A 20,444-nucleotide genomic window follows, 5' to 3' on the forward strand; every position below is an offset into this window, starting at 1 on the left:
CGGGTTAACCCACCTCGATGACTCAACCGATCCCCACTGGGTCATCTTCATCCCAGAGACTTCCGCGTTCAACTTGAACCAGGCTCGACGGAGATTACTCATCTACAGCAAAGGAACAGTGCGATGCAGCCGGAACAACAGCAGCGAATCATGGGCTATTTCATTGAGGAGGCAAAAGACCACCTCAATACGATCGAGCAGGGTTTGCTGAATCTGCGAGGCATGATGGCAGATCCAGAACTGGTGAACGAAGTCTTCCGGGCAGCTCACTCGGTTAAGGGTGGGGCTGCAATGTTGGGTTTTCACAGCATACAGAGAACGTCTCACCGCTTAGAAGATTATTTCAAGGTACTTAAAGAGGCTCCCAACATTCAGCCAGACCACAAGCTGGAGACGCTTTTGTTAAGAGTGTATGATGCGCTCAAAGGCTATTTAGAGCAGCTACAGACTCCTGCTGGACTAGACGAGGCAACCGCACAAGCGTCTTTAACCCAGCTAGAGCCTGTATTTTCCGAGGTCGAGCAGCACCTGGTTCAGCTACAACAGGCAGTTCGTTCTAGCTCGACCTTTACTCAATCTCCCGTGGGAGATCCTACGCTTGTGGTGATCTTCCAGAATGATGTGCCCGCACAACTGCGTGAGATGCTGCAAACATTTCGGCAAGCTGAGACAATGCTGGATGCGCGGGAACGGCTACAGGGCATCTGTGAGGGTTTACGGGGGCTAGGCGAGGCGTTCGGAGTGACGCAATGGAGTCAATTAATTGAGATGGCAAGTCGGGCGATCGCGAATCCTGTGAATTCGTATCGTGATCTTGCACAGGTGTTAATTCCTGAGATTAAGCAAGCTCAAGAACTGGTTTTAGCGGGACGCGCTCAGGAAATTACTGCTAGCCAGAAGCTACAGGCGATGGTTCCTGCGCCCACTAGCGCGGCTGAGATGGAGTTAGACTTAGCAGACTTCTTTGCGATCGCAGAGGGCGGTTCCTCAGACGACCTTGATTTTTCAATTTTAGAGTTTGCAGCAGACGACTCCGCAGCAGAGGCTTCAGATTTTGATCGCTTATTTGATTTGGACGAGTCGGATGCGCTCTCACCAGATCGGTTAAGTCTGGATGGACTGTTTGATCTACCCGATTTAGAACAAGCACCAGGAGCAACTGATTTCCTCAATCAAAAGGGTCCTGATGTGGGCATGGAGGAATTGAACAGCCTTGCGGATTTATTTGAGGATGAGCTACCAGGGTTAGAGGCGACTTGGGAGCAGGAGGAAGTGCTTGATATTGCAGCGCTTTCTGATATATCGAGTGCGGAATTAGATGCAGAGGTAGATGATTTTACAAATTTTCTATCTGAATCTTCTGAAGAGCGTGAAACTCAGGCAAACGCCCAGATTGATGATTTAGCAGATTTATTTGAAGATGAGCTTTTGGACGGACTCGATGCGCCAAACTTAACCTCTGAGGCTGAGATCGAAGAGCTACTAGATTTTTCTGAGAATTTAACAGAGTTTGAAGGGAGTGCTGCTCCACTCGACAAGGCGGTTGTCGTAACGGAGACGACTGCATCCGACTTAGATTTTGATGAACTGGGGTTGTCGCAAGAGGCTGAAGATGATTCTGCCAATCAGCTTGATGTAGAAAGCGACAATTCCTTGGAAGATTTGAGTGAGCTATTTGCTGGGCTAGACAACTCAGACCTGGATTTTCCATCGGCACTAAATCAAGCAAACCCTTCAGAGTCGATCGAGACATTAAACTCAGCGAATCTCGATCGAATGTTTGAAACTAGCGCTCCTGAAGATCTAAGTTTCGACAGCTTTGATTTATTGGGTTTAGACAATGATTCCGCTGGATCATTAGGAAGCGAACTCACCGAGGCAACACAGCTCAACGGTTTATCAGAACTGGTTCCTGATCCGTGGGATAACCTGAATCTAGAAGCAGGTGCTAATTCCGTACAATTTGAGGGTTTGTTTGAGTCAACGGAAATGCAACCTTCTGTGGAGGGTGCGGATTTATTCAATGCTGATGGTACAGAAAATTCGGGGTTTGCGGCACAAGACTTAGAGCAATCAGGTCTAGATTTGGATGCCCAAGAAGATGAAATCCTCAACTCATTATTTTCTGGAGAGATTACGGACGACGCTCCGATTGAGAATTCGACTTTCGATATTAATGAATCTGAGATTTCTTCTACGGATTTTGAACTTGACCATCTCTTAGATCAGCCAAAGGCTGAAGCAGAAGCGACATTAAACGGATGGAACGAGTTTGACGAAGAAATCGAACTTAGCCTCAGCGAATTTAGCGAACTTGGTACGGACGAAGAGAACACGCTAAATGGTCAGGGAGCTATCAACTCAGAATCTTTAGGAAGCTTAGAAGATGAAGATTCTTTTGCAGATTTACTGAATTTTTCAACACCTGAATCTCTGCTTGATACTGAAGCCAACTCCGGGAACGGTGCTTCACTGAATTTGGAAGATTCGCTTGCTGATTTGCTGGATTTTTCTGAGTCCTCAACCGACCTGTCGATCGAGGAAGCCTCGCTAGAAGAGTCACTCAACTTTGATGCTCTCATGGGGGCTGAGTCTATCAGCGATTCTTCGTTAAGTTTGGAAGATCCGATCGCTGATTTGCTGGATTTTTCTGAGTCCTCAACCGACCTGTCGATCGAGGAAGCCTCGCTAGAAGAGTCACTCAACTTTGATGCTCTCATGGGGGCTGAGTCTATCAGCGATTCTTCGTTAAGTTTGGAAGACCCGATCGCTGATTTGCTGGATTTTTCCGCTGAACCTTCAACCGATTTGTCGATCGAGGAAGCCTCGCTAGAAGAGTCACTCAACTTTGATGCTCTCATGGGGGCTGAGTCTACCAGCGATTCTTCGTTAAGCTTGGAAGACCCGATCGCTGATTTGCTGGATTTTTCTGAGTCCTCAACCGGCCTGTCGATCGAGGAAGCCTCGCTAGAAGAGTCACTCAGCTTTGATGCTCTCATGGGGGCTGAGTCTATCAGCGATTCTTCGTTAAGTTTGGAAGACCCGATCGCTGATTTGCTGGATTTTTCCGCTGAACCTTCAACCGATTTGTCGATCGAGGAGCCTTTGTTAGAATCATTCAACCTTGATGATTTTGCTGAGGTTGAGTCATTAGGCGAACCAGACTTGTTGGAGCAAGAGTTAGGAGTCTTGCAGAACAACTTATTGAGCGCACCGGATGTAGAGCCACAGCTAAGCGGCTTAGAGCCTAATTCAGAATTAACAGAAGACACATCGCTTATTCTCGATGATTTATCCAACCTTGACTTCGATCAGTTGGGCGCAGAACCCTTGACCGAAGAAACACTGGATATTGATCAAAGCGGCTTCTTCGATGAAGTTAATCTAGATTTAGTAGATCTAGGAGATGAGAATCGTGATTTCGCAAATTCTAGTGATACTAGCCTAGATGAGCTTGACTCTTTACTTGCAGAGGTTGAGTTGCCAAGCGAACCCACTAGCGACACCAATCCGCTTCTTGATGCAGGACTCGGAGCAGCCACGATCGCTGGATTAGGAGCAGGATTTGCCGCCCTCCAATTCGACCCAACGACAGCCGAAGCAGATAGTCTCGATGATCTTCTCAACTTACCTGCTTCAGAACTAGATGAAACATCCGGCAATCTAGATGAGTTAGAGTCTCTACTGGAGGAGGCCACCCCTACCAGCGCTGCGATCGATCAGTTCGATGACCTGGAATCGCTCCTTGGGGATGCTTCAGACCCAGCCTCGCTCAACTTTGCCGCAGCCCACGAAGCAGAGGCAGAATTCGGCGACTTAGAGAAGATGCTGGAGGAAGCCGACATGACGATGGGCGGCTCTGCTGCAAGCCGTACTGCCACTCCACCCGGTCGCCGCTCAACCCGTGTGGCAAGAGGATTCAACGAACAAACAATGCGGGTTCCGATCAAGCAACTCGACAATCTGAGCAACTTAGTCGGGGAACTGGTAGTCAACCGTAATAGCCTAGAGCAAGACCAAGAGCGGTTGCGGCAGTCGCTCGATAATTTGCTGTATCAGGTGCAGCAGTTGAGTGATGTCGGTCAGCGAATGCAGGATTTATACGAGCGATCGCTGCTCGAAAGCTCGTTGCTGGCAAGTCGTCAAAATCGCCGCGTTGCGTTTGGGGGTTCAGACCGGAGCGCAAACGGCAACTCGCTCGGAGTCGAGTATGACCCGTTAGAAATGGATCGCTTTACCGGATTCCACTCGCTGTCTCAAGAAATGATCGAGTTGATTGTGCGAGTGCGGGAGTCTTCATCGGATATCGAATTTATTGTCGATGAAGCGGATCAAGTGACGCGGATGTTCCGACAGGTGACAACGCAACTGCAAGAAGGATTGACGCGATCGCGAATGGTGCCGTTTGCTCAAACCGCCGATCGCTTGCCGCGTGCAGTTCGCGATATTGCAATGAAGTGCGGCAAACAAGCAGAACTGGTGATCGAAGGGCGCGACACGCTGATCGACAAGATGATTCTGGAGCATTTATACGATCCGATGACGCATCTAGTAAACAATGCGATCACACATGGAATCGAAAATCCAGAAGTCCGCTACACCACAGGAAAAGCACCCACAGGTCGAATCACAATTCGAGCGTTTCACCAAGGCAACCAAACCGTGATTTCGGTCTCGGACGATGGAGCAGGGATTGATGTGGAACGGGTGCGATCGAAAGCGATTGAGAAAGGGTTGATCACGGCAGCAGAAGCAAAGAATGCAACTCGTCTCGATATTTACGATTTGCTGTTCCATCCTGGATTTAGTACGAAAGATCAAGCTGATGATTTTTCGGGGCGTGGTGTGGGCATGGATGTGGTGCGGACAAGTCTCAGCGAGATTCGAGGCACGATTAGCATCGATTCAGCCCACAACAAAGGAACCACGTTTACGATTCGGCTGCCTTTAACGCTGAGTATTTCTAAAGCGCTGTGCTGTATTAGCGATCGTGCCCGCATTGCCTTCCCAATGGATGGCGTTGAAGATATGCTCGACCTTCCGAAAGAGCGACTTCATACCGATGCAGAGGGACAAGCTTGTATTACTTGGCGTGATACAGTGCTGCCTGTGCGCCCATTGAGAGAATTGCTGAGCTATAACCGTCATCTCAGTCGAGGAACGGTTTACGGGGGCAATCAGGAAGACGACTTGGTTTCGATCGTGATTCTACGAAGCGCAGGAAATTATCTAGCGCTACAAGTCGATCAAGTCTTAGGCGAACAAGAAATCGTCATCAAGCAGCTTGAAGGCCCCGTGCCAAAACCGATCGGTGTTGCAGGTGCGACGGTGCTAGGAGATGGGCGGATTATGCCGATCGCGGATGTATTGGAGCTGATTGACCTGTCACTGGGTCGAATTCGTCGCGATGCAGGCCCAATCTGGGAGCAAGGAACGGCTCAACCTGTCGTTGAGACGGCGGCAGTGAAGACCGAGCCAATGGTACTCATCGTAGACGATTCGATTACAGTCCGCGAATTGCTATCGATGACCTTCAATAAAGTCGGTTATCGGGTGGAGCAAGCCCGCGACGGTCAGGAAGCTTGGGAAAAACTGAGATCGGGTCTGCCCTGTGACATTGTGTTCTGTGACATTGAGATGCCCCGTATGGACGGACTGGAATTGCTATCGCGAATTCAGAAAGACCCGAACTTGTCGAATCTCCCGATCGCAATGCTGACCTCGCGGGGTGCCGATCGACATCGCCAAATGGCAGCTTCTCTGGGCGCAAGTGGTTACTTTACCAAGCCATACTTAGAAGAAGCGCTGCTTGATGCGGCACAGCGGATGCTCAAGGGAGAGGTGCTAATCTCTGCGAACAGCCCTGGAAACGGTTGAGGTTGGATTCCTAGCGACCTATAGCGATCCTAAATCAGCTGTGAAGGTGGAGTGCCGTTCCTTTTCAGCCCCCTCCTCCCTACTTTTTTAGCGCTCACAACTCTAGTAGGATCGCTATGGCTGAGACGGAGCCGTTAAAGCTCCGTCTTTTTTAATGAATTGGACAAATTCCTAATTCTGTAGATCGCTACCCCCTTTTTTGCGATAACCTACAAATTCAAGAATATGTCTACAGATTTGAGTGAAACTTTTTTAGCAAGTAAGCCCCGATACAAAATTTTATATCTCTCAAACTTTGTAGAAAAAGCGACATGAATTACTTTAGATGTCATTAAGGAAGGGCGTAGAGTTCTGGCGAGCGCGCGATCGTCGGGTGTCGAGATTCGTAATATCCGAACACGGAAGGAAGGCTGCGTAGCAGATGCGGCTCTAATCCTGCTATAGTGTCACATAGAGATGAACTGTCGCTTCAATCAGAATCGATGCTCAGGCATCGATTAACCACCCGAACACTTTCTGTTTAGTTAAGTATTTTTGCTGAAATCGCCTCGTAGTATTTACGTAGTATTTCAGCAGTGATAGTGGTGTTTTTCACCCTGTCAAGTCGGAATCACCGCCTTGGCAGAATTTGAATTTTAGACTAAATCTGACTTAGCTCTCCTAGGAAGCAAATGATCGAGAGTCTCTGACAAATGTGAGGCGACCAAGCTGTTTGACCTTGTAGGAGGTTTTTATGCGAATTGCCCAAGTTACCCCATTGTGGGAGCGCGTTCCGCCCCCGGCGTATGGTGGCATTGAATTAGTTGTGAGCTTATTAACCGATGAATTAGTCCGTCGAGGTCATGAAGTTACATTATTCGCAACGGGTGACTCCCTAACCTTAGCGGAGTTGGAATCAGTACATCCCCGTGCGATTCGGACTGACCCAACCGTGAAGGAATACCAAGTGTATGAGTCCCTGCAACTTGCTCAGGTGTATGAGCGTTCGCACGAGTTTGATATTATTCATTCTCACATGGGATTTGCGGCTTTGCCCTTTGCACAATTTGCGACAACGCCAACCGTTCATACGCTACATGGCGTGTTTACTCCGGATAACGAAAAGCTGTTCTCGTATGCCCGATCGCAGTCCTATGTCAGTATTTCTGATGCACAGCGAGATCCGCGCTTGGGTCTGAACTGTGTTGCAACGGTGTATAACGGCATTGATGTGGATAGCTACAAGTTTTACGCCAAGCCGAATGATCCCCCCTATCTCGCGTTTCTCGGTCGGCTCTCACCAGAAAAGGGGCCGGATCACGCGATCGCGATTGCTAAACGCACAGGACTCCCGTTAAAGATGGCAGGTAAGATCGATGTTGTCGATCGTCAGTTTTATGAGGAAGTGTTAGCGCCCCAGATCGATGGTGAGCAAATTCAGTATCTGGGCGAGGCGAACCATGTGGAGAAAAATACGCTAATGGGGCAAGCAATGGCAACGCTATTCCCAATTACGTGGAAAGAACCGTTTGGTTTAGTCATGGTCGAGGCGATGGCGGCAGGAACACCCGTGGTTGGGATGCGCCTCGGCTCAGTTCCAGAAGTGGTTCAAGATGGCAAGACTGGATTTTTATGTGAAACGATCGACGACTGTGTTGCTGCTTTGGATCGTCTTGCAGAAATCGATCGTGCCATGTGTCGTCAGCATGTGATCGAGAACTTTAGCGTACAGCGCATGACCGATGGATACGAAGCTGTATATCGGCAGTTGCTCGGTGAGACTATGTTTCCTGCAAGTGAGCAATTAGTCGGTCAACTCAATTGAGCCACGGAGAGAACGTAACGCAGAAGGATGAAGGGTAAGCACGGTTTATCCTTCACCATTGTTCAAATTTGTGGAGGTAGAAGTAATGGTTATAATCAATGAAAAGTTTGCTCCGGTTCAAAGTCGATTGCAGAGTCCGAGACAGCCGATCGCGTTGATTTCTGAACATGGTGATCCGGCGGCTGAAGTGGGTCGGGAAGAAGCGGGGGGTCAAAATGTGTATGTGCGCCAAGTTGGAGAAGCGCTTTCTCGCTTGGGTTGGCAGGTGGATCTGTTCACCCGCAAAGCAAATCCGAACGATGAGACGATCGTGCAGCATACTCCCCATTGCCGCACGATTCGATTGAAGGCAGGCGCGGAGAAGTTTGTGCCGCGTGATCAGTTGTTTGAGTGGATGCCGGAGTTTGTGGAATCGTTTCTTCAGTACCAAGCAAAGCATCATTATCCGCTCATCCACACGAACTACTGGATGTCGGCTTGGGTAGGATTAGAGGTGCAAAAGACCCACAAGGTTGAATTGATTCACACTTATCATTCGCTGGGTGCTGTGAAGTATCAGGCGGTTCCGAATCGTCCTGCGATCGCCGACACTCGTTTGGCTGTGGAGAAACAGATTCTAGAGCAGGCGCGTTGTATTGTGGCAACAAGTCCTCAAGAAGAAGAGATGCTGCGATCGTGGGTATCGCAAGAGGGTCGGATTGAAGTGATTCCTTGTGGCACCGATTTGGGCAGATTTCATACGATCCCAAAACTGCAAGCGCGTCAGGAGTTAGGACTGAAGCCGACGGATGAAGTTGTATTGTATGTGGGACGATTCGATCCGCGTAAGGGAATTGAAACGCTGGTGCGATCGTTTGAGTTAATTTACCGAAACGCTGTTGATCCTACGAATTTACGCTTGGTGATTGTGGGAGGTAGTGCTTCTGATCAATCTGATGGGCAGGAGCGCCAACGGATTGAGCAATTGGTGAATGAATTGGGAATTGCAGGGAATGTAATTTTTGCCGGAAGAGTCGGGCACGATCGCTTACCGCTTTATTACACGTCGGCGGATGTCTGCGTGATTCCGAGCCATTATGAGCCGTTTGGATTGGTGGCGATCGAAGCGATGGCGTGTGGAACGCCTGTGGTGGCTTCGGATGTGGGCGGTTTGAAATTTACAGTGGTTCCAGGAGAAACGGGATTGTTAGTGCCGCCTCAAGATACCGCCGCGTTTGCAATGGCGATCGGGCGAATTTTGGATGATGAATTGTGGGCGAGAAAGTTACGCAAACGAGCATCGGAACGGGTGCAACAGAACTTTAGCTGGACGGGCGTTGCGGTGCAGTTGAGTGATTTGTATCGGCGATCGTTGGCGGAGTCGATTATGAATGACGGCGTAATTTTGGCTCCGAGAAAAGTTGCCTATTCGCGGGTGAATTCGATTCCTTTAAAGGTTTCGTAGAATCTAAGCTCTTCTGCTAGTTCTCGATCGAGGTTTTCTCGACTAAGAAGTGCTTCCCTAGACGCGACGACCTGATATCAATTTAACGTGAGTCTCCAACGAAGGCGTGCCTGTGGGAAGGGCGCATCTTTGTTGGAGACTCACGTCAATTCAAATTGCTAAAGAAGAAACTGAACTGTCGTCACATTGCAGTTTGATTTGGTATTAGACCGAGCAGAGTTCGAGAATTCTCAGCATAGCAATGTCAAGCTGAGAAGAGTATTGGGTCAATGCTTTTCCTAGATCAAAGATTGCTTTTTCTAGTAAGTAGTGATTTAACAATCGTTGCAGTTCGTCAGAATTCTGCGGTAGGAAACCATCCTGCTGTGCGACCTCAAGATAAGCATCCAAAAAAGTGGTGCTGACCCATTGTTTCCAGGCTTCTGCCCATTGCTTCATGTTCTCCAATTGATCCGGCGCAAATTCTGCATTGCTAATTTCATTGTTTAGCGCGATCGAGCTTGCAAAATAAAATGAGTGCAGCATTCCGGCAACATCGCGTAAAGGAGAACGCTTCATGCGGCGATCGTTCAAACTCCGCGAAGTATTGCCTTCAAAATCAATCACCAGAAAATCTTTTCCGGTGTAAAGCACCTGTCCGAGATGATAGTCTCCGTGATATCGAGTCCGCATTGCCGTAATTTTTAGATTCAGAACGCTGCGGAATTGGTCTAGACAAGGCTCGTATTGTCCCAAAACTTTCTGCGCGAGTTGGGGGTTTGGCATTTGGTATAGCTCATTTCTCAATGCGAGAAAGACCTGGCCAGCGAGATTACGAGCATACTGGTAAATCGATCGCTGATACAAAGAGGTAAATGGTTCTGGCTTAAAGTCGGGGTTTTCAGAATCAGAAGCTAAAGCGATGTGCAATTCAGCCGTTCGTTGTCCCAAGCGTTGAATATTGACAAGATAGGCTCCAAGCGCAGTCTGGGCGGCTTCTGGAATGCTTTCTTGTAGCGTACAAGCTCCATTCTCACAGGAGGTAACTGCATCAAAATAGGTACGAAGACTATCTAATGTATAGTCCCAACCATTCCGCGCATCCGAGATAAACTCTTGCAGAACTGCGATCGTTGAAGGTGGCTTGCTAGGGGATTGATAAGTGAGTGTGCCAACAATGGCAGGAATTTGAGTAAATCGCGACTGTAAAAACTGCCGCATCTCAACATCCGGGTTAATGCCTTCTTCAACAATGCGGAACAATTTGAGAATATAAGCAGCTTCTGCACTGGTTTTTACCGATTCACCGTAGATGATCGATGTATTGTTATGCTCACCTTTGAGCAAGGAAGCTTCCAGCATTGGAAACTGTCTGATCGCGCTCACGCTCAGTTGTCCAGATTGACCGGGATAGCGATCGCCATCTGAGAACCGTTCGAGCAATCCAACTAGGAATGCTGGATCAGCGATCGCTGCAAACAATACCCCGTCTCCTTCAACTTGAGCAATGATTGATTCAGCCGGCAAAGACGAAGCTCGATTACTATCTGCATGAGCCACAATCACAATGTAGGTTTCAGGCTGCCCTTGAAGGTAGTTTACTTGTAGCCAAACCATCTGAGCTTCATGAGTTTGGTACGGAATCGTGATCGACTCGACAATCTGAGCCGATTGCACTGGGCGGGTTCTTGCTCGGAACCAGCGATGCTGCATTAGATGATTAACCAGAATTGTTTCCAAGGCAGCTTTACTCGTGGATTGTGTCAACGCGCTTTGCCAGTTTCCAACTAATCGCAATGTGGGTAATTCTGAAGGTACGATCGTTTCAACTTCTTGGGGTTTGAGGCTAAACCAGTAAAACGCATAGCCTCCTAAGCTGAGAAAATAAGGTGCATCCTCAATGGCTGGAAACTGTGTTCTGCCAAAGACCTCAACCGGAACAAAACCAGAAAAAGCAGAGAGATCAAGCTCAACGGTTTGCACAAAGCGAGATAAGTTCGCAACGACTAGGATGCACTCATCTTTGAAGGCGCGGGTAAATGCTAAAACTTTACGATTTTCCGGGTGTAATAGCTGAAATTCTCCCTGTCCAAAAGCATGAAACCGTTTTCGAGTTGCAATCAAGCGCCGCATTGCGTTTAACAACGAATTCGGGTTCGATCGCTGAGCTTCAACATTCACGGTTGTATAGTTGTACTCAGAATCTACAATCAGCGGTAAGTAAAGTTTGTGGGGATTGGCGCGGCTAAATCCAGCATTGCGATCGTCACTCCACTGCATCGGCGTTCTAACGCCATTACGATCGCCTACATACACATTGTCGCCCATGCCAATCTCATCACCGTAGTACAGCACCGGGGTTCCCGGCAAGGAGAGCAATAGACTGTTTAACAGTTCGATTTGTCGGCGATCGTTTCCAAGTAGCGGTGCCAATCGTCGTCGAATGCCTAGATTGACTCGCATGTCTTTGTCTTGAGCATAGACGCGATACATATAGTCTCGGTCTTCATCTGTAACCATTTCTAGAGTCAGTTCATCGTGATTTCGCAGGAAAATACCCCACTGACAGTTTTCTGGAATGGTTGGTGTTTGCTGCAAGATATCACTGATGGGAAAACTATCTTCCATTCGCACCGACATAAACAATCGCGGCATTAATGGAAAGTGAAAGTTCATATGACACTCATCGCCATCCCCATAATAAGCCGCAGCATCTTCGGGCCATTGGTTTGCCTCAGCCAGCAGCATACATTCGGGATAGTCTTTTTCCACGCGCTGACGTAGTTTCTTCAGAAACTCATGGGTTTCTGGTAAGTTCTCGCAGTTTGTTCCTTCTCGCTCATACAGATAGGGCACTGCATCCATTCGCAAGCCATCGACCCCCATCTTTAACCAGAAGTCTAAGACCTCAAACACGGCTTCTTGGACTGCCGGATTGTCATAGTTCAAATCGGGTTGATGTGAGTAGAAGCGATGCCAAAAGTAAGATTTAGCCACTGCATCCCATGTCCAGTTAGAAACCTCGAAGTCCTGAAAGATAATTCGTGCTTCTTGGTATTTTTCAGGCGTGTTGCTCCAGACATAGAAATCTCGTTCGACAGAGCCTTCTGGGGCACGTCGAGCGCGTTGAAACCAGGGATGCTGATCAGAAGTGTGATTAATGATTAGCTCGATGATGACGCGAATTCCACGGGCATGAGCGGCTTCTAGAAAGTCCTTAAAGTCTTCGATCGTCCCATAGATCGGATTGACGCTGGTATAGTCTGAAATATCATAGCCATCATCGCGCAACGGAGACGGGAAAAAGGGCAGCACCCAAAGTGCCGTTACACCCAGATTTTGCAAATAATCCAACTTCTCAGTCAAGCCGCGAAAATCCCCGATGCCATCGGCGTTGCTATCTGCGAAAGCACGAACTGGAACTTCGTAAATAATGGCATCTTTGTACCATTGAGGATCGTAGTTGAGCGTTGAAGATTGCATCATCGTCGCCGTTAGAATTGCTGAAATTACGGTATTACGCTAGGAGGTTTTAGGAATTTTCGTCATCCTCCTAAGACTGATTCTTCACAAATTGCTTTGGTGATTCAATTTCCGTCCATAGAATTATGATTTTGCTCACAGAGTTTAGTAAAGTTCAGCGATGGCAAGCGTGGAGAATGGGTGATGTTTCAGCGATCGAGCGGAATTCTTCTGCATCCGACGAGTTTACCGAGTGACTTTGGCATTGGGGATTTAGGGCGATCTGCATATGAGTTTGTAGATTTTCTCGCCAAAAGTGGTCAAACGCTGTGGCAAATTTTGCCGCTGGCTCCGACCGGCTACGAACATTCACCCTACACCATGAATTTCAGCGTGTTTGCGGGTAATCCATTGATGATTAGCTTGGAACAGCTTGCCGAAGAAGGATTACTGAAGCCCGAAGAAGTGATCCCGATTGAAGGGGGACGGGAGCGAGTTGAGTTCGATCGCGTGATTCCTTACAAGACCAAACTGCTGAAGTTAGCGTTCGATCGCTTCAAGCCACAGCCTGATTTCAAGGACTTTTGCCAGCAGCAATCCCAGTGGCTAGATGATTTTGCATTGTTTATGGCATTACTTGAAGCCAACCCTGGAAAAGATTGGCATCACTGGGATCGAGGACTAGCAAAACGCGATCCTGATGCTCTTAAATCGGCAACTGAAGCCTTGCAGCCAGCCATCCAGTTTCATCAATTTCTACAATTCAAGTTCTTTGAACAGTGGATGAAGTTGCGGCACTATGCCAATGCTAAGAACATTCAGATTATTGGTGATATTTCGATCTATGTTTGCCATAACAGCGCCGACGTCTGGGCGCATCCAGAGATTTTCAAGCTCGATCGAGACACGTTTGAGCCGACCTTTATTGCAGGTGTTCCACCAGATTATTTCAGCGCCACTGGGCAGCTTTGGGGAAATCCCGTTTATGACTGGGATCAACTCCAGAAAAGCAAATATGAGTGGTGGATTCAGCGCTTTCAAACCACTTTGCAGTATGTTGATATTGTTCGAGTTGACCATTTCCGAGGCTTCCAAGCGTATTGGCAAGTTCCCGCCGGTGAAGAAACGGCGATCAATGGAGAATGGATCGAAGCACCGGGAGCCGAGTTTTTTGAAACCTTGGGAGCGCGTTTAGGCGAATTGCCAATTCTGGCGGAAGACCTTGGGATTATTACCCCCGAAGTTGAGGAGCTACGCGATCGCTTCAATTTCCCCGGCATGAAGATTCTACAGTTCGCTTTTAGTGATGATGCAAACAACACACATCTACCGCATCACTATGTTCAAAACAGCATCGTTTATCCTGGGACACACGATAACGATACTGCGATCGGCTGGTGGAACACAGCAACACCGCACGAAAAAGAATTCTTCGCGCAGTACATTGGCTATACTCCGGATGAGACAAACATTCATTGGGCATTAGTCCGGATGGCGTTTGCGTCTGTGTCGGTTTGGGCAATTCCAGCGCTGCAAGACATTCTAGGACTGGATGGACGATCGCGCATGAATGATCCGAGCCAATATGCAGGCAATTGGCGCTGGCGATATCCAAGCTCTGAACTGCTCACCGATGAACTGGCGGAAAAGCTGCGATCGATGACCGCTTGCTACAGTCGGCTGAAGTCATAAATCATCTTGCAAGAAGGTTTCAAGTTGCAGGGTTCCGCTTACGCTGTAAATCAATAAATCAATTGCAGCGTTTCTAGGACAGCATACATGGATCGATTGAACTTGAGCGGTTTTCGACAATTCTGGACGATCGCGAAACCCTACTGGCAAGGGAACGAAAAGTGGCAGGCAAGAGGCTTGTTGCTGAGTGTGGTGCTATTTTTGCTGGCGTACACGGGTTTGAGCGTGATTCTGAACAACAAGCGAGGCGTGTTAATTTCCGCGCTTTCTGCCCGTGATGAATCGCGATTCTGGCAAACCGTGTTTGTGTTTATTGCTGTTCTGGTAATTTATGCGCCATTGCTTGCAGGCTATCGCTATCTACGCGATCGTCTCAGCTTACAGTGGCGACGTTGGCTAACGACGCGCTTTGTGGATAGTTACTTTAACGATCGGGCTTATTATGAACTGACCGCAAAACCTGAAATTGATAACCCCGATCAGCGAATCGCTGAAGATGTTCGGAGCTTTACGCAAGAGTCGCTTGCCTTTTTGTTGGTTCTAGTTGAATCGGTTCTCTCGGTGATTGCCTTTAGCGGGGTGCTTTGGGGCATTTCTAAACCGCTAGTGATTTTTCTAGTGTTGTATGCGCTGGCAGGAACGCTTGTAACCACCGTTGTCTTTGGTAAGCCTTTGGTGCGGCTGAATTTTGAGCAACTGAAAAAAGAAGCAGATTTTCGATTTAGCTTGGTGCGGATTCGCGAGAATGCTGAAGCGATCGCGTTCTATCGGGGCGAAGAACAAGAATCGAACCAGGTCAAAGCGCGGTTTCTTGAAGTATTTGAAAATGTGAAACGGCTGCTGATTTGGGAACTCAATCTGAATGTGTTGACGAATGCGTATGAGTTTATTCCGTTTATTCTGCCTGCTTTAGTCGTTGCTCCTGCAATCTTTGCGGGAGAGATGGAAGTGGGTAAAGTGACTGAAGCTCAAGGCGCGTTTGTTCGAGTGTTCTTCTCGCTCAATGTTGTTGTTGCAAGATTCCAAGCGTTAACAACCTTTGGGGCTGGAATTAATCGTCTATCCAGCTTTGCAGAATTTTTAGAACAAAAAGATGCTGTAGATGAACAAGCAATCATTCAAACCACCGAAGACGATCGCATCACGATCGAACACCTAACCCTTCAAACTCCAAACCGACAACGGACATTAGTTGAAAACTTATCAATCGAGCTTCCCAAACAGCAAGGGCTTTTAGTCATGGGTGCAAGTGGCTGCGGTAAAAGTTCTTTATTAAGAGCGATCGCAGGCTTATGGAACGCTGGGACTGGAACGATCGTGCGTCCCAATTTAAATCAGGTTCTATTTTTACCGCAACGTCCTTACATGGTGTTGGGAACCTTGCGCGATCAGTTGCTTTATCCAAACTCCGACCTTGAAATCGAAGATGCTCAGCTACAACAGATATTAGAGCAAGTTAATTTAGCGGATTTAGCCGATCGCTTCGGGGGCTTTGGAGCAAAACAAGAGTGGTCAGATGTCTTATCGCTGGGAGAACAACAGCGCCTTACCTTTGCTCGATTGCTGTTGAATAAGCCAGATTATGCCATTCTCGATGAAGCCACCAGCGCTTTAGATCAAGCAAACGAGGAGCGATTATACGAGCATTTAGAGCGAGTTGGGACAACTTTCCTCAGTGTGGGACATCGATCGACATTAGCAAAATATCATCAAGCCATTCTGGAATTCTCGCAGGACAAAACCTGGAAATTAAAACATCCGCAAGAAGTTAGCAATTGAAACAAAGAGCGGCTCCGATCAAACGATCGGGCCGCTCTGAAAAACTAGACTTCCGCCGGAGCCTCATTCATCAACTCTTTAAGCACTTCATCGATCCGTTTGTTCAAAAACACAGCACTTTCATCGACTGCCCGAACCCAAGTGACAGGAAACCAATGATGCTGTCGATCGGGAGAATCAAGCTTTTTCATTTTGATATACTTTCCGCCCTCAACTTGATCTACAGTTCCGATGTGCACATCTGATGCGCCATCCAAACCGCCAGGGCCTTCAGCATAAATTGCTAAATCTGCTCTAATTTTAGAAATGTCCACGATTGTGTCCTCGATATAAAAAATGGTTTATTTGCCCGTAACTTTCTGGGTCAGTTCCCGTACTTTGCTCACTGAAGTCTCAATCAAGCTGGTTTCAGGAACTTCCTTTCCTTCCGCATCCACAATCCGTTTAAACGGTCCGGGCATCTTCTCAGGGTCTTGTCCTTCTTGCAGACGTTGTTGATAGATCTCTTCTTGAATCCCTGCTGCCTCAGTTTCTTCAAACGCCCGATCGATCTGCTCTTCGGCACTAATCGAAGAGGACGAAGACGGGGGTGCAGCGTAGCTCGGTAAGTTTAGAAATACAAAGTTAGATACAGTAAACAATGCAACGAGCGACACGACTGCGATCGTTCGGCGCAACCCTCGCTGCAATGCCGATAAAACGATAGGCATCATTTAACCTCTTTAGATAAAAGCTGAGTCGCATTCTAAGCTGCTGCGATCGTCACTGCTTCTCCTGTAAGACAGATTCAATTCCACCCTGCGTCTGAAGTGAATCACAATCACTGCAAAAACTGCATCCTGAACAGATAGCGGTACGACTGTCCTCGGCTGGCTTTCACGGCAGCAAAGCTGATTACCACAATCATAAATCCCGTGAACAGCACAAGCGCCGCTACACCAACCACTAGCAACCAAAAACAGTACCAAAAATAGTCTGATTTGGGGATGCACCTGTAATTGCAACCATGCAAGTCGTAAAATCCATCTAATGTGTTTAATAGCGCCCAAAGTCGACAAGGAACTGTATCTCTAGGCTGATTGATCTATTTCATTAGAGCATTTCAAAATACATCGATCGCATCTTTTTAACGACTATTGTGAGTGTTTTAATTCGGTTAATCTTAGGGCTGGTGTTTGCGGTTGGGAGTCTCTTTAGCTACTTCGGGGCAACGAATGTCAATCCCGTTACGGGCGAAAACCAGCGCGTTCAACTGTCGCCCCGACAAGAAATCGCGCTCGGACTGCAAAGCCGTCAGCAAATGGCAGCTCGGCACGGCGGACTTTTCCCTGAGCAATCGCTGCAAGACTACATCGATGCAGTTGGTGAACGGGTGGTTCAGCGATCGGAGGCTGCTAAAGCGCCCTACCCGTTTGAGTTCCATCTGCTGCGCGATTCCCAGACAGTCAATGCCTTTGCGCTTCCAGGTGGACAAATCTTCATTACCGCAGCACTTCTAGGACGAATGAGCTCAGAAGCGCAGCTAGCTGCCGTATTAGGGCATGAAGTCGGTCACGTAGTTGGGCGACACGGAGCCGAGCATCTCGCCAAACAGCAGCTTGGTGTTTCTCTGGTGAACGCGATCGGAGTTGCGGCAAGTGGTGGAGAAGATGGCGGACAGGGAGCCGCCGCGATCGCTCAAGCCGCAAATCAGCTTGTTAACCTCCGCTACGGTCGCCGGGATGAGGCGGAAAGCGATCGACTCGGACTAAAATTCATGCTTCAAGCAGGCTACGACCCGCGCGGCATTCTCGAACTCATGCAAATTTTGGCGCAGAGTTCGGGGGGACGAAAACCAGAGTTTCTCAGTTCTCATCCCGATCCCGGCAATCGCTTACAGACCTTGAAAGCGGCGATTCAAAAGTCCTTTCCTCAAGGCATTCCGCCGAACTTAGAAGACGGGCGCGATCGCTTTGCTCAAACGGTTCGCCGCAGATAGGAGAAACACTATGAATCTAATGATTTTGTACTGGGTATTAGTCGCGGTAATGCTAGTTGGAGTTGCGGGAGCAGTGTTACCCGGAGTGCCGGGGCCTAGCTTAATTCTGGCAGCAATTTTAGTGTGGTGTGTGGTGACAAAGTTTGCCATTCCGCTACTGCCGCTCGGATTGATCTTCGTGGCGCTGATTCTCAGTGCTGTTGTAGAATGGCTCGGCTCTTACTGGGGAGCCAAACAAGCAGGAGCGAGTAAGTGGAGCCAGTATGGAATGCTTGCGGGCATGGCGATCGGCTTTTTTGGGTTGTTGCCTGCGTTGCCGCTTGGCGGCCCCATTGCTGGAATCCTCGTCGGCGGTCTATTGGGTGGATTTATCGGTGAGTATCTTTATCGCCGCAATCTCCCAGCCTCAGAACGCCTTAAAACGGCGGGAAAAGTGAGTCTCGCGATCGGCTTTGGCGCACTGATCGGAAACTTAATCGAAGTTGTGTTAGCGATCGCAGCCGTTGGCATCTTTGTCTGGTCAACCTGGTCATCGGTGATGTGGGCTTAATTCACTCTCGCTCGAAACCGAATAAAGCCAAACGAATTCGGAGTGCCCTTTGTGGTGGCATGGGGAAGATTGTTTAATTTCAGCATGATTGCCCCATTTGGAACAATCACCGATGCTCCGTTTGCACCACAAGGAGCAGCAGTTCCCGGTGCAAAGAACTGCCCTCGATCGGGTACATCATCGGCATTACTGAGATAGACCGTGGCGCTGTCGATCGTTAGTTGCATCCCAAAGTTGCCTGCAGATGTGGGGCTATCCTTCGGTGTGCTGGTATTAAAGGTATTCGGAATAAACGTTGTGTTCGGTGGAATCAAGTCGCAGATCGTCACATTCTGAGCAGCACTACTTCCATCTGAGAGAAAGTAAATCGTGTACTCTAAGCTATCACCGGGTTTAACCGGAACGGAATCTGCCGCAGTAATGCCTTTCCCAGTGCGACCTACAATATAGTTCATTGTCCAGTTGCGAGAACTATCATCGCTTGAGTCTGCTGGATCATCAATCACATCCGTGTAAGCAATGTTATTCAGCGCAGTAATACGTTTCACCAATCGTAAATTTGCAGAGGGATTGTCGATGATTCTGACAGGCGCGGTTTCTGTGTTACTGGGAAAATAAGTCCAGATATCTAAGCCCTTGGTGTTTCCAAACGAACCTCCACATCTCTGATTGGGCTGAGGTGTGTTTGTTGAGACACCAAAGCTGCGCTCGCTTCCTCGACTATCAAACCCGGTGATCGCGTTGCTGGCGGGGGGAGAAGGTCTTGTTGTTCCCGTAGCAGCGCAAAGAACTTGACCCACGGTGCCAACGGTTGTGCCTGCGAGTGTTCGATAGCCGCGATCGTCGTAGAAAGCTTGGTATCTTCCAAGCGGATTCGTCTCGTTCAGCAACTCGATTGTAGGACCACCATTGACATTGTTTTCAGCATCTAATAGCGGAAAATGATACTCACCTGCATGGACTCGAATTCGAGCAGGATAAGTTCCGACTGGAAAAGCAACGCCGCTATTATCTTGCCCATTCCAGTCTACAGATTGTATCCCCAAATTAAACATAACTCCACGTAGCGCCCGATTATTGGGATTCGTCGGATCAAAATCAATTCCATCACGGCTAATCACTAATTGATAGTTGCCTGCGATCGAACTGTTAAAGGTGAAGGTTCCGCCCTGATTGACAACGCTCGTATTTTGATTGAATTTGCCGAGAAATTTCAGATCACTGACACTAGGTCGGACAGGAATTAACGGAATGCTACCTAGAAGTTGGTTTCCATTAATATCGTAACGAGTCACTGCTGATAAAGCGGCTTGATTCGGCAGATTAAGAAATGTCGCAAACTGAGGACGAGCAAGACTAACCCCACTCTCTAGGTCAGCTAAGTTTTCATCTCCTCCAATGACATCACGATAGAGCGGTGTCTTACCATCGCTGTCAAAGAAACCAACCTGGTTACCGTAAACGACAAATCCATCTGGATCAAGTCCCCGTAAGGTAATCCTGTATTGATAGCCATCATTGGTAACGGGATAAATTGAGAAATTGAGGAAGCGTCGGTTTCCTCCGGTAAATAGTGTCAAGTAGTAAGTAAATAATCGTCCAGGGAAATCCTGCGTGGAATTGATGTCATTGCTTCTCACCGTAACATCCCAAGCCGCAACACTGTTTCCTTGACTATTATTGTCGGTACTGAAGTTGTTGATTGATCCATCCGGGTTGCCCTGGGTTGTATTTGGACCAAAAAAAACAACATCATAAACCCCGGTTCTTGGAGCGGTGTAATAACAAGGAACATAGCCGCTAGTGTTCCCTGTTCCAGAAATCGATTGAGGACCTGCTAACTCCATGGTGCGGTCTGTAATGCGTCCTCGCGCTGGAT

12 protein-coding genes are annotated in these 20,444 nt (G+C 48.2%); 7 read left to right on the forward strand and 5 right to left on the reverse strand.

The annotated features are described in order from the left end of the window. Positions 1–123: 123 nt before the first annotated feature. From H6F51_19655 to H6F51_19665, 3 genes are all read left to right on the forward strand, one after another. Positions 124–5,877 (forward strand): response regulator, encoded by a 5,754-nt coding sequence (locus H6F51_19655; GenBank protein MBD1824688.1) that lies wholly within the window; start codon positions 124–126, stop codon positions 5,875–5,877. A gap of 733 nt (positions 5,878–6,610) precedes the next feature. After that, entirely contained in the window at positions 6,611–7,681 is a 1,071-nt protein-coding gene (locus tag H6F51_19660; GenBank protein ID MBD1824689.1) for a glycosyltransferase family 4 protein, read from the forward strand. Positions 7,682–7,766: 85 nt separating this feature from the next. Then, complete coding sequence (locus H6F51_19665) at positions 7,767–9,125, forward strand: glycosyltransferase family 1 protein (protein ID MBD1824690.1); 1,359 nt, start codon at positions 7,767–7,769, stop codon at positions 9,123–9,125. 204 nt (positions 9,126–9,329) lie between these two features. Here H6F51_19665 and treS read toward each other — a convergent pair whose 3' ends face one another. Next, a complete protein-coding gene (gene treS, locus H6F51_19670) occupies positions 9,330–12,587 on the reverse strand; it encodes a maltose alpha-D-glucosyltransferase (protein MBD1824691.1) in 3,258 nt (1,085 codons plus the stop codon). Positions 12,588–12,767: 180 nt separating this feature from the next. Here treS and malQ point away from each other — a divergent pair, with 180 nt between their 5' ends. Then, on the forward strand, positions 12,768–14,258 hold the full coding sequence (gene malQ, locus H6F51_19675; protein MBD1824692.1) for a 4-alpha-glucanotransferase: 1,491 nt from the start codon (positions 12,768–12,770) through the stop codon (positions 14,256–14,258). A gap of 87 nt (positions 14,259–14,345) precedes the next feature. Further along, the gene (locus tag H6F51_19680) at positions 14,346–16,037 is read left to right on the forward strand and encodes an ABC transporter ATP-binding protein/permease (GenBank protein MBD1824693.1); all 1,692 of its coding nucleotides are present in this window, start codon (positions 14,346–14,348) and stop codon (positions 16,035–16,037) included. A 44-nt stretch (positions 16,038–16,081) separates the two neighbouring features. Here the strand turns inward: H6F51_19680 and H6F51_19685 are convergent, their stop codons facing one another. The 3 genes from H6F51_19685 to H6F51_19695 form a co-directional block, all read right to left on the reverse strand. Beyond that, a complete protein-coding gene (locus H6F51_19685) occupies positions 16,082–16,351 on the reverse strand; it encodes a DUF2171 domain-containing protein (GenBank protein MBD1824694.1) in 270 nt (89 codons plus the stop codon). Positions 16,352–16,378: 27 nt separating this feature from the next. Further along, positions 16,379–16,747, reverse strand: coding sequence for a hypothetical protein (locus H6F51_19690; protein MBD1824695.1), 369 nt, complete (start codon positions 16,745–16,747; stop codon positions 16,379–16,381). A gap of 110 nt (positions 16,748–16,857) precedes the next feature. Beyond that, the gene (locus H6F51_19695) at positions 16,858–16,983 is read right to left on the reverse strand and encodes a DUF4870 domain-containing protein (protein ID MBD1824696.1); all 126 of its coding nucleotides are present in this window, start codon (positions 16,981–16,983) and stop codon (positions 16,858–16,860) included. Positions 16,984–17,172: 189 nt separating this feature from the next. Between H6F51_19695 and H6F51_19700 the strand changes: the two genes are divergently transcribed. Together H6F51_19700 and H6F51_19705 are read left to right on the forward strand one after the other, a co-directional pair. Then, positions 17,173–18,015 (forward strand): M48 family metalloprotease, encoded by an 843-nt coding sequence (locus tag H6F51_19700; GenBank protein MBD1824697.1) that lies wholly within the window; start codon positions 17,173–17,175, stop codon positions 18,013–18,015. Between the two features lie 10 nt (positions 18,016–18,025). Then, entirely contained in the window at positions 18,026–18,565 is a 540-nt protein-coding gene (locus H6F51_19705; GenBank protein ID MBD1824698.1) for a DUF456 family protein, read from the forward strand. On the opposite strand, the gene H6F51_19710 is transcribed toward H6F51_19705, so the two are convergent. Then, positions 18,562–20,412, reverse strand: coding sequence for a DUF11 domain-containing protein (locus H6F51_19710; protein ID MBD1824699.1), 1,851 nt, complete (start codon positions 20,410–20,412; stop codon positions 18,562–18,564). The genes H6F51_19705 and H6F51_19710 overlap by 4 nt on opposite strands. Positions 20,413–20,444 lie beyond the last annotated feature (32 nt).

It is taken from the genome of Cyanobacteria bacterium FACHB-DQ100, from assembly GCA_014695195.1.
GTDB lineage: Bacteria > Cyanobacteriota > Cyanobacteriia > Leptolyngbyales > Leptolyngbyaceae > Leptolyngbya.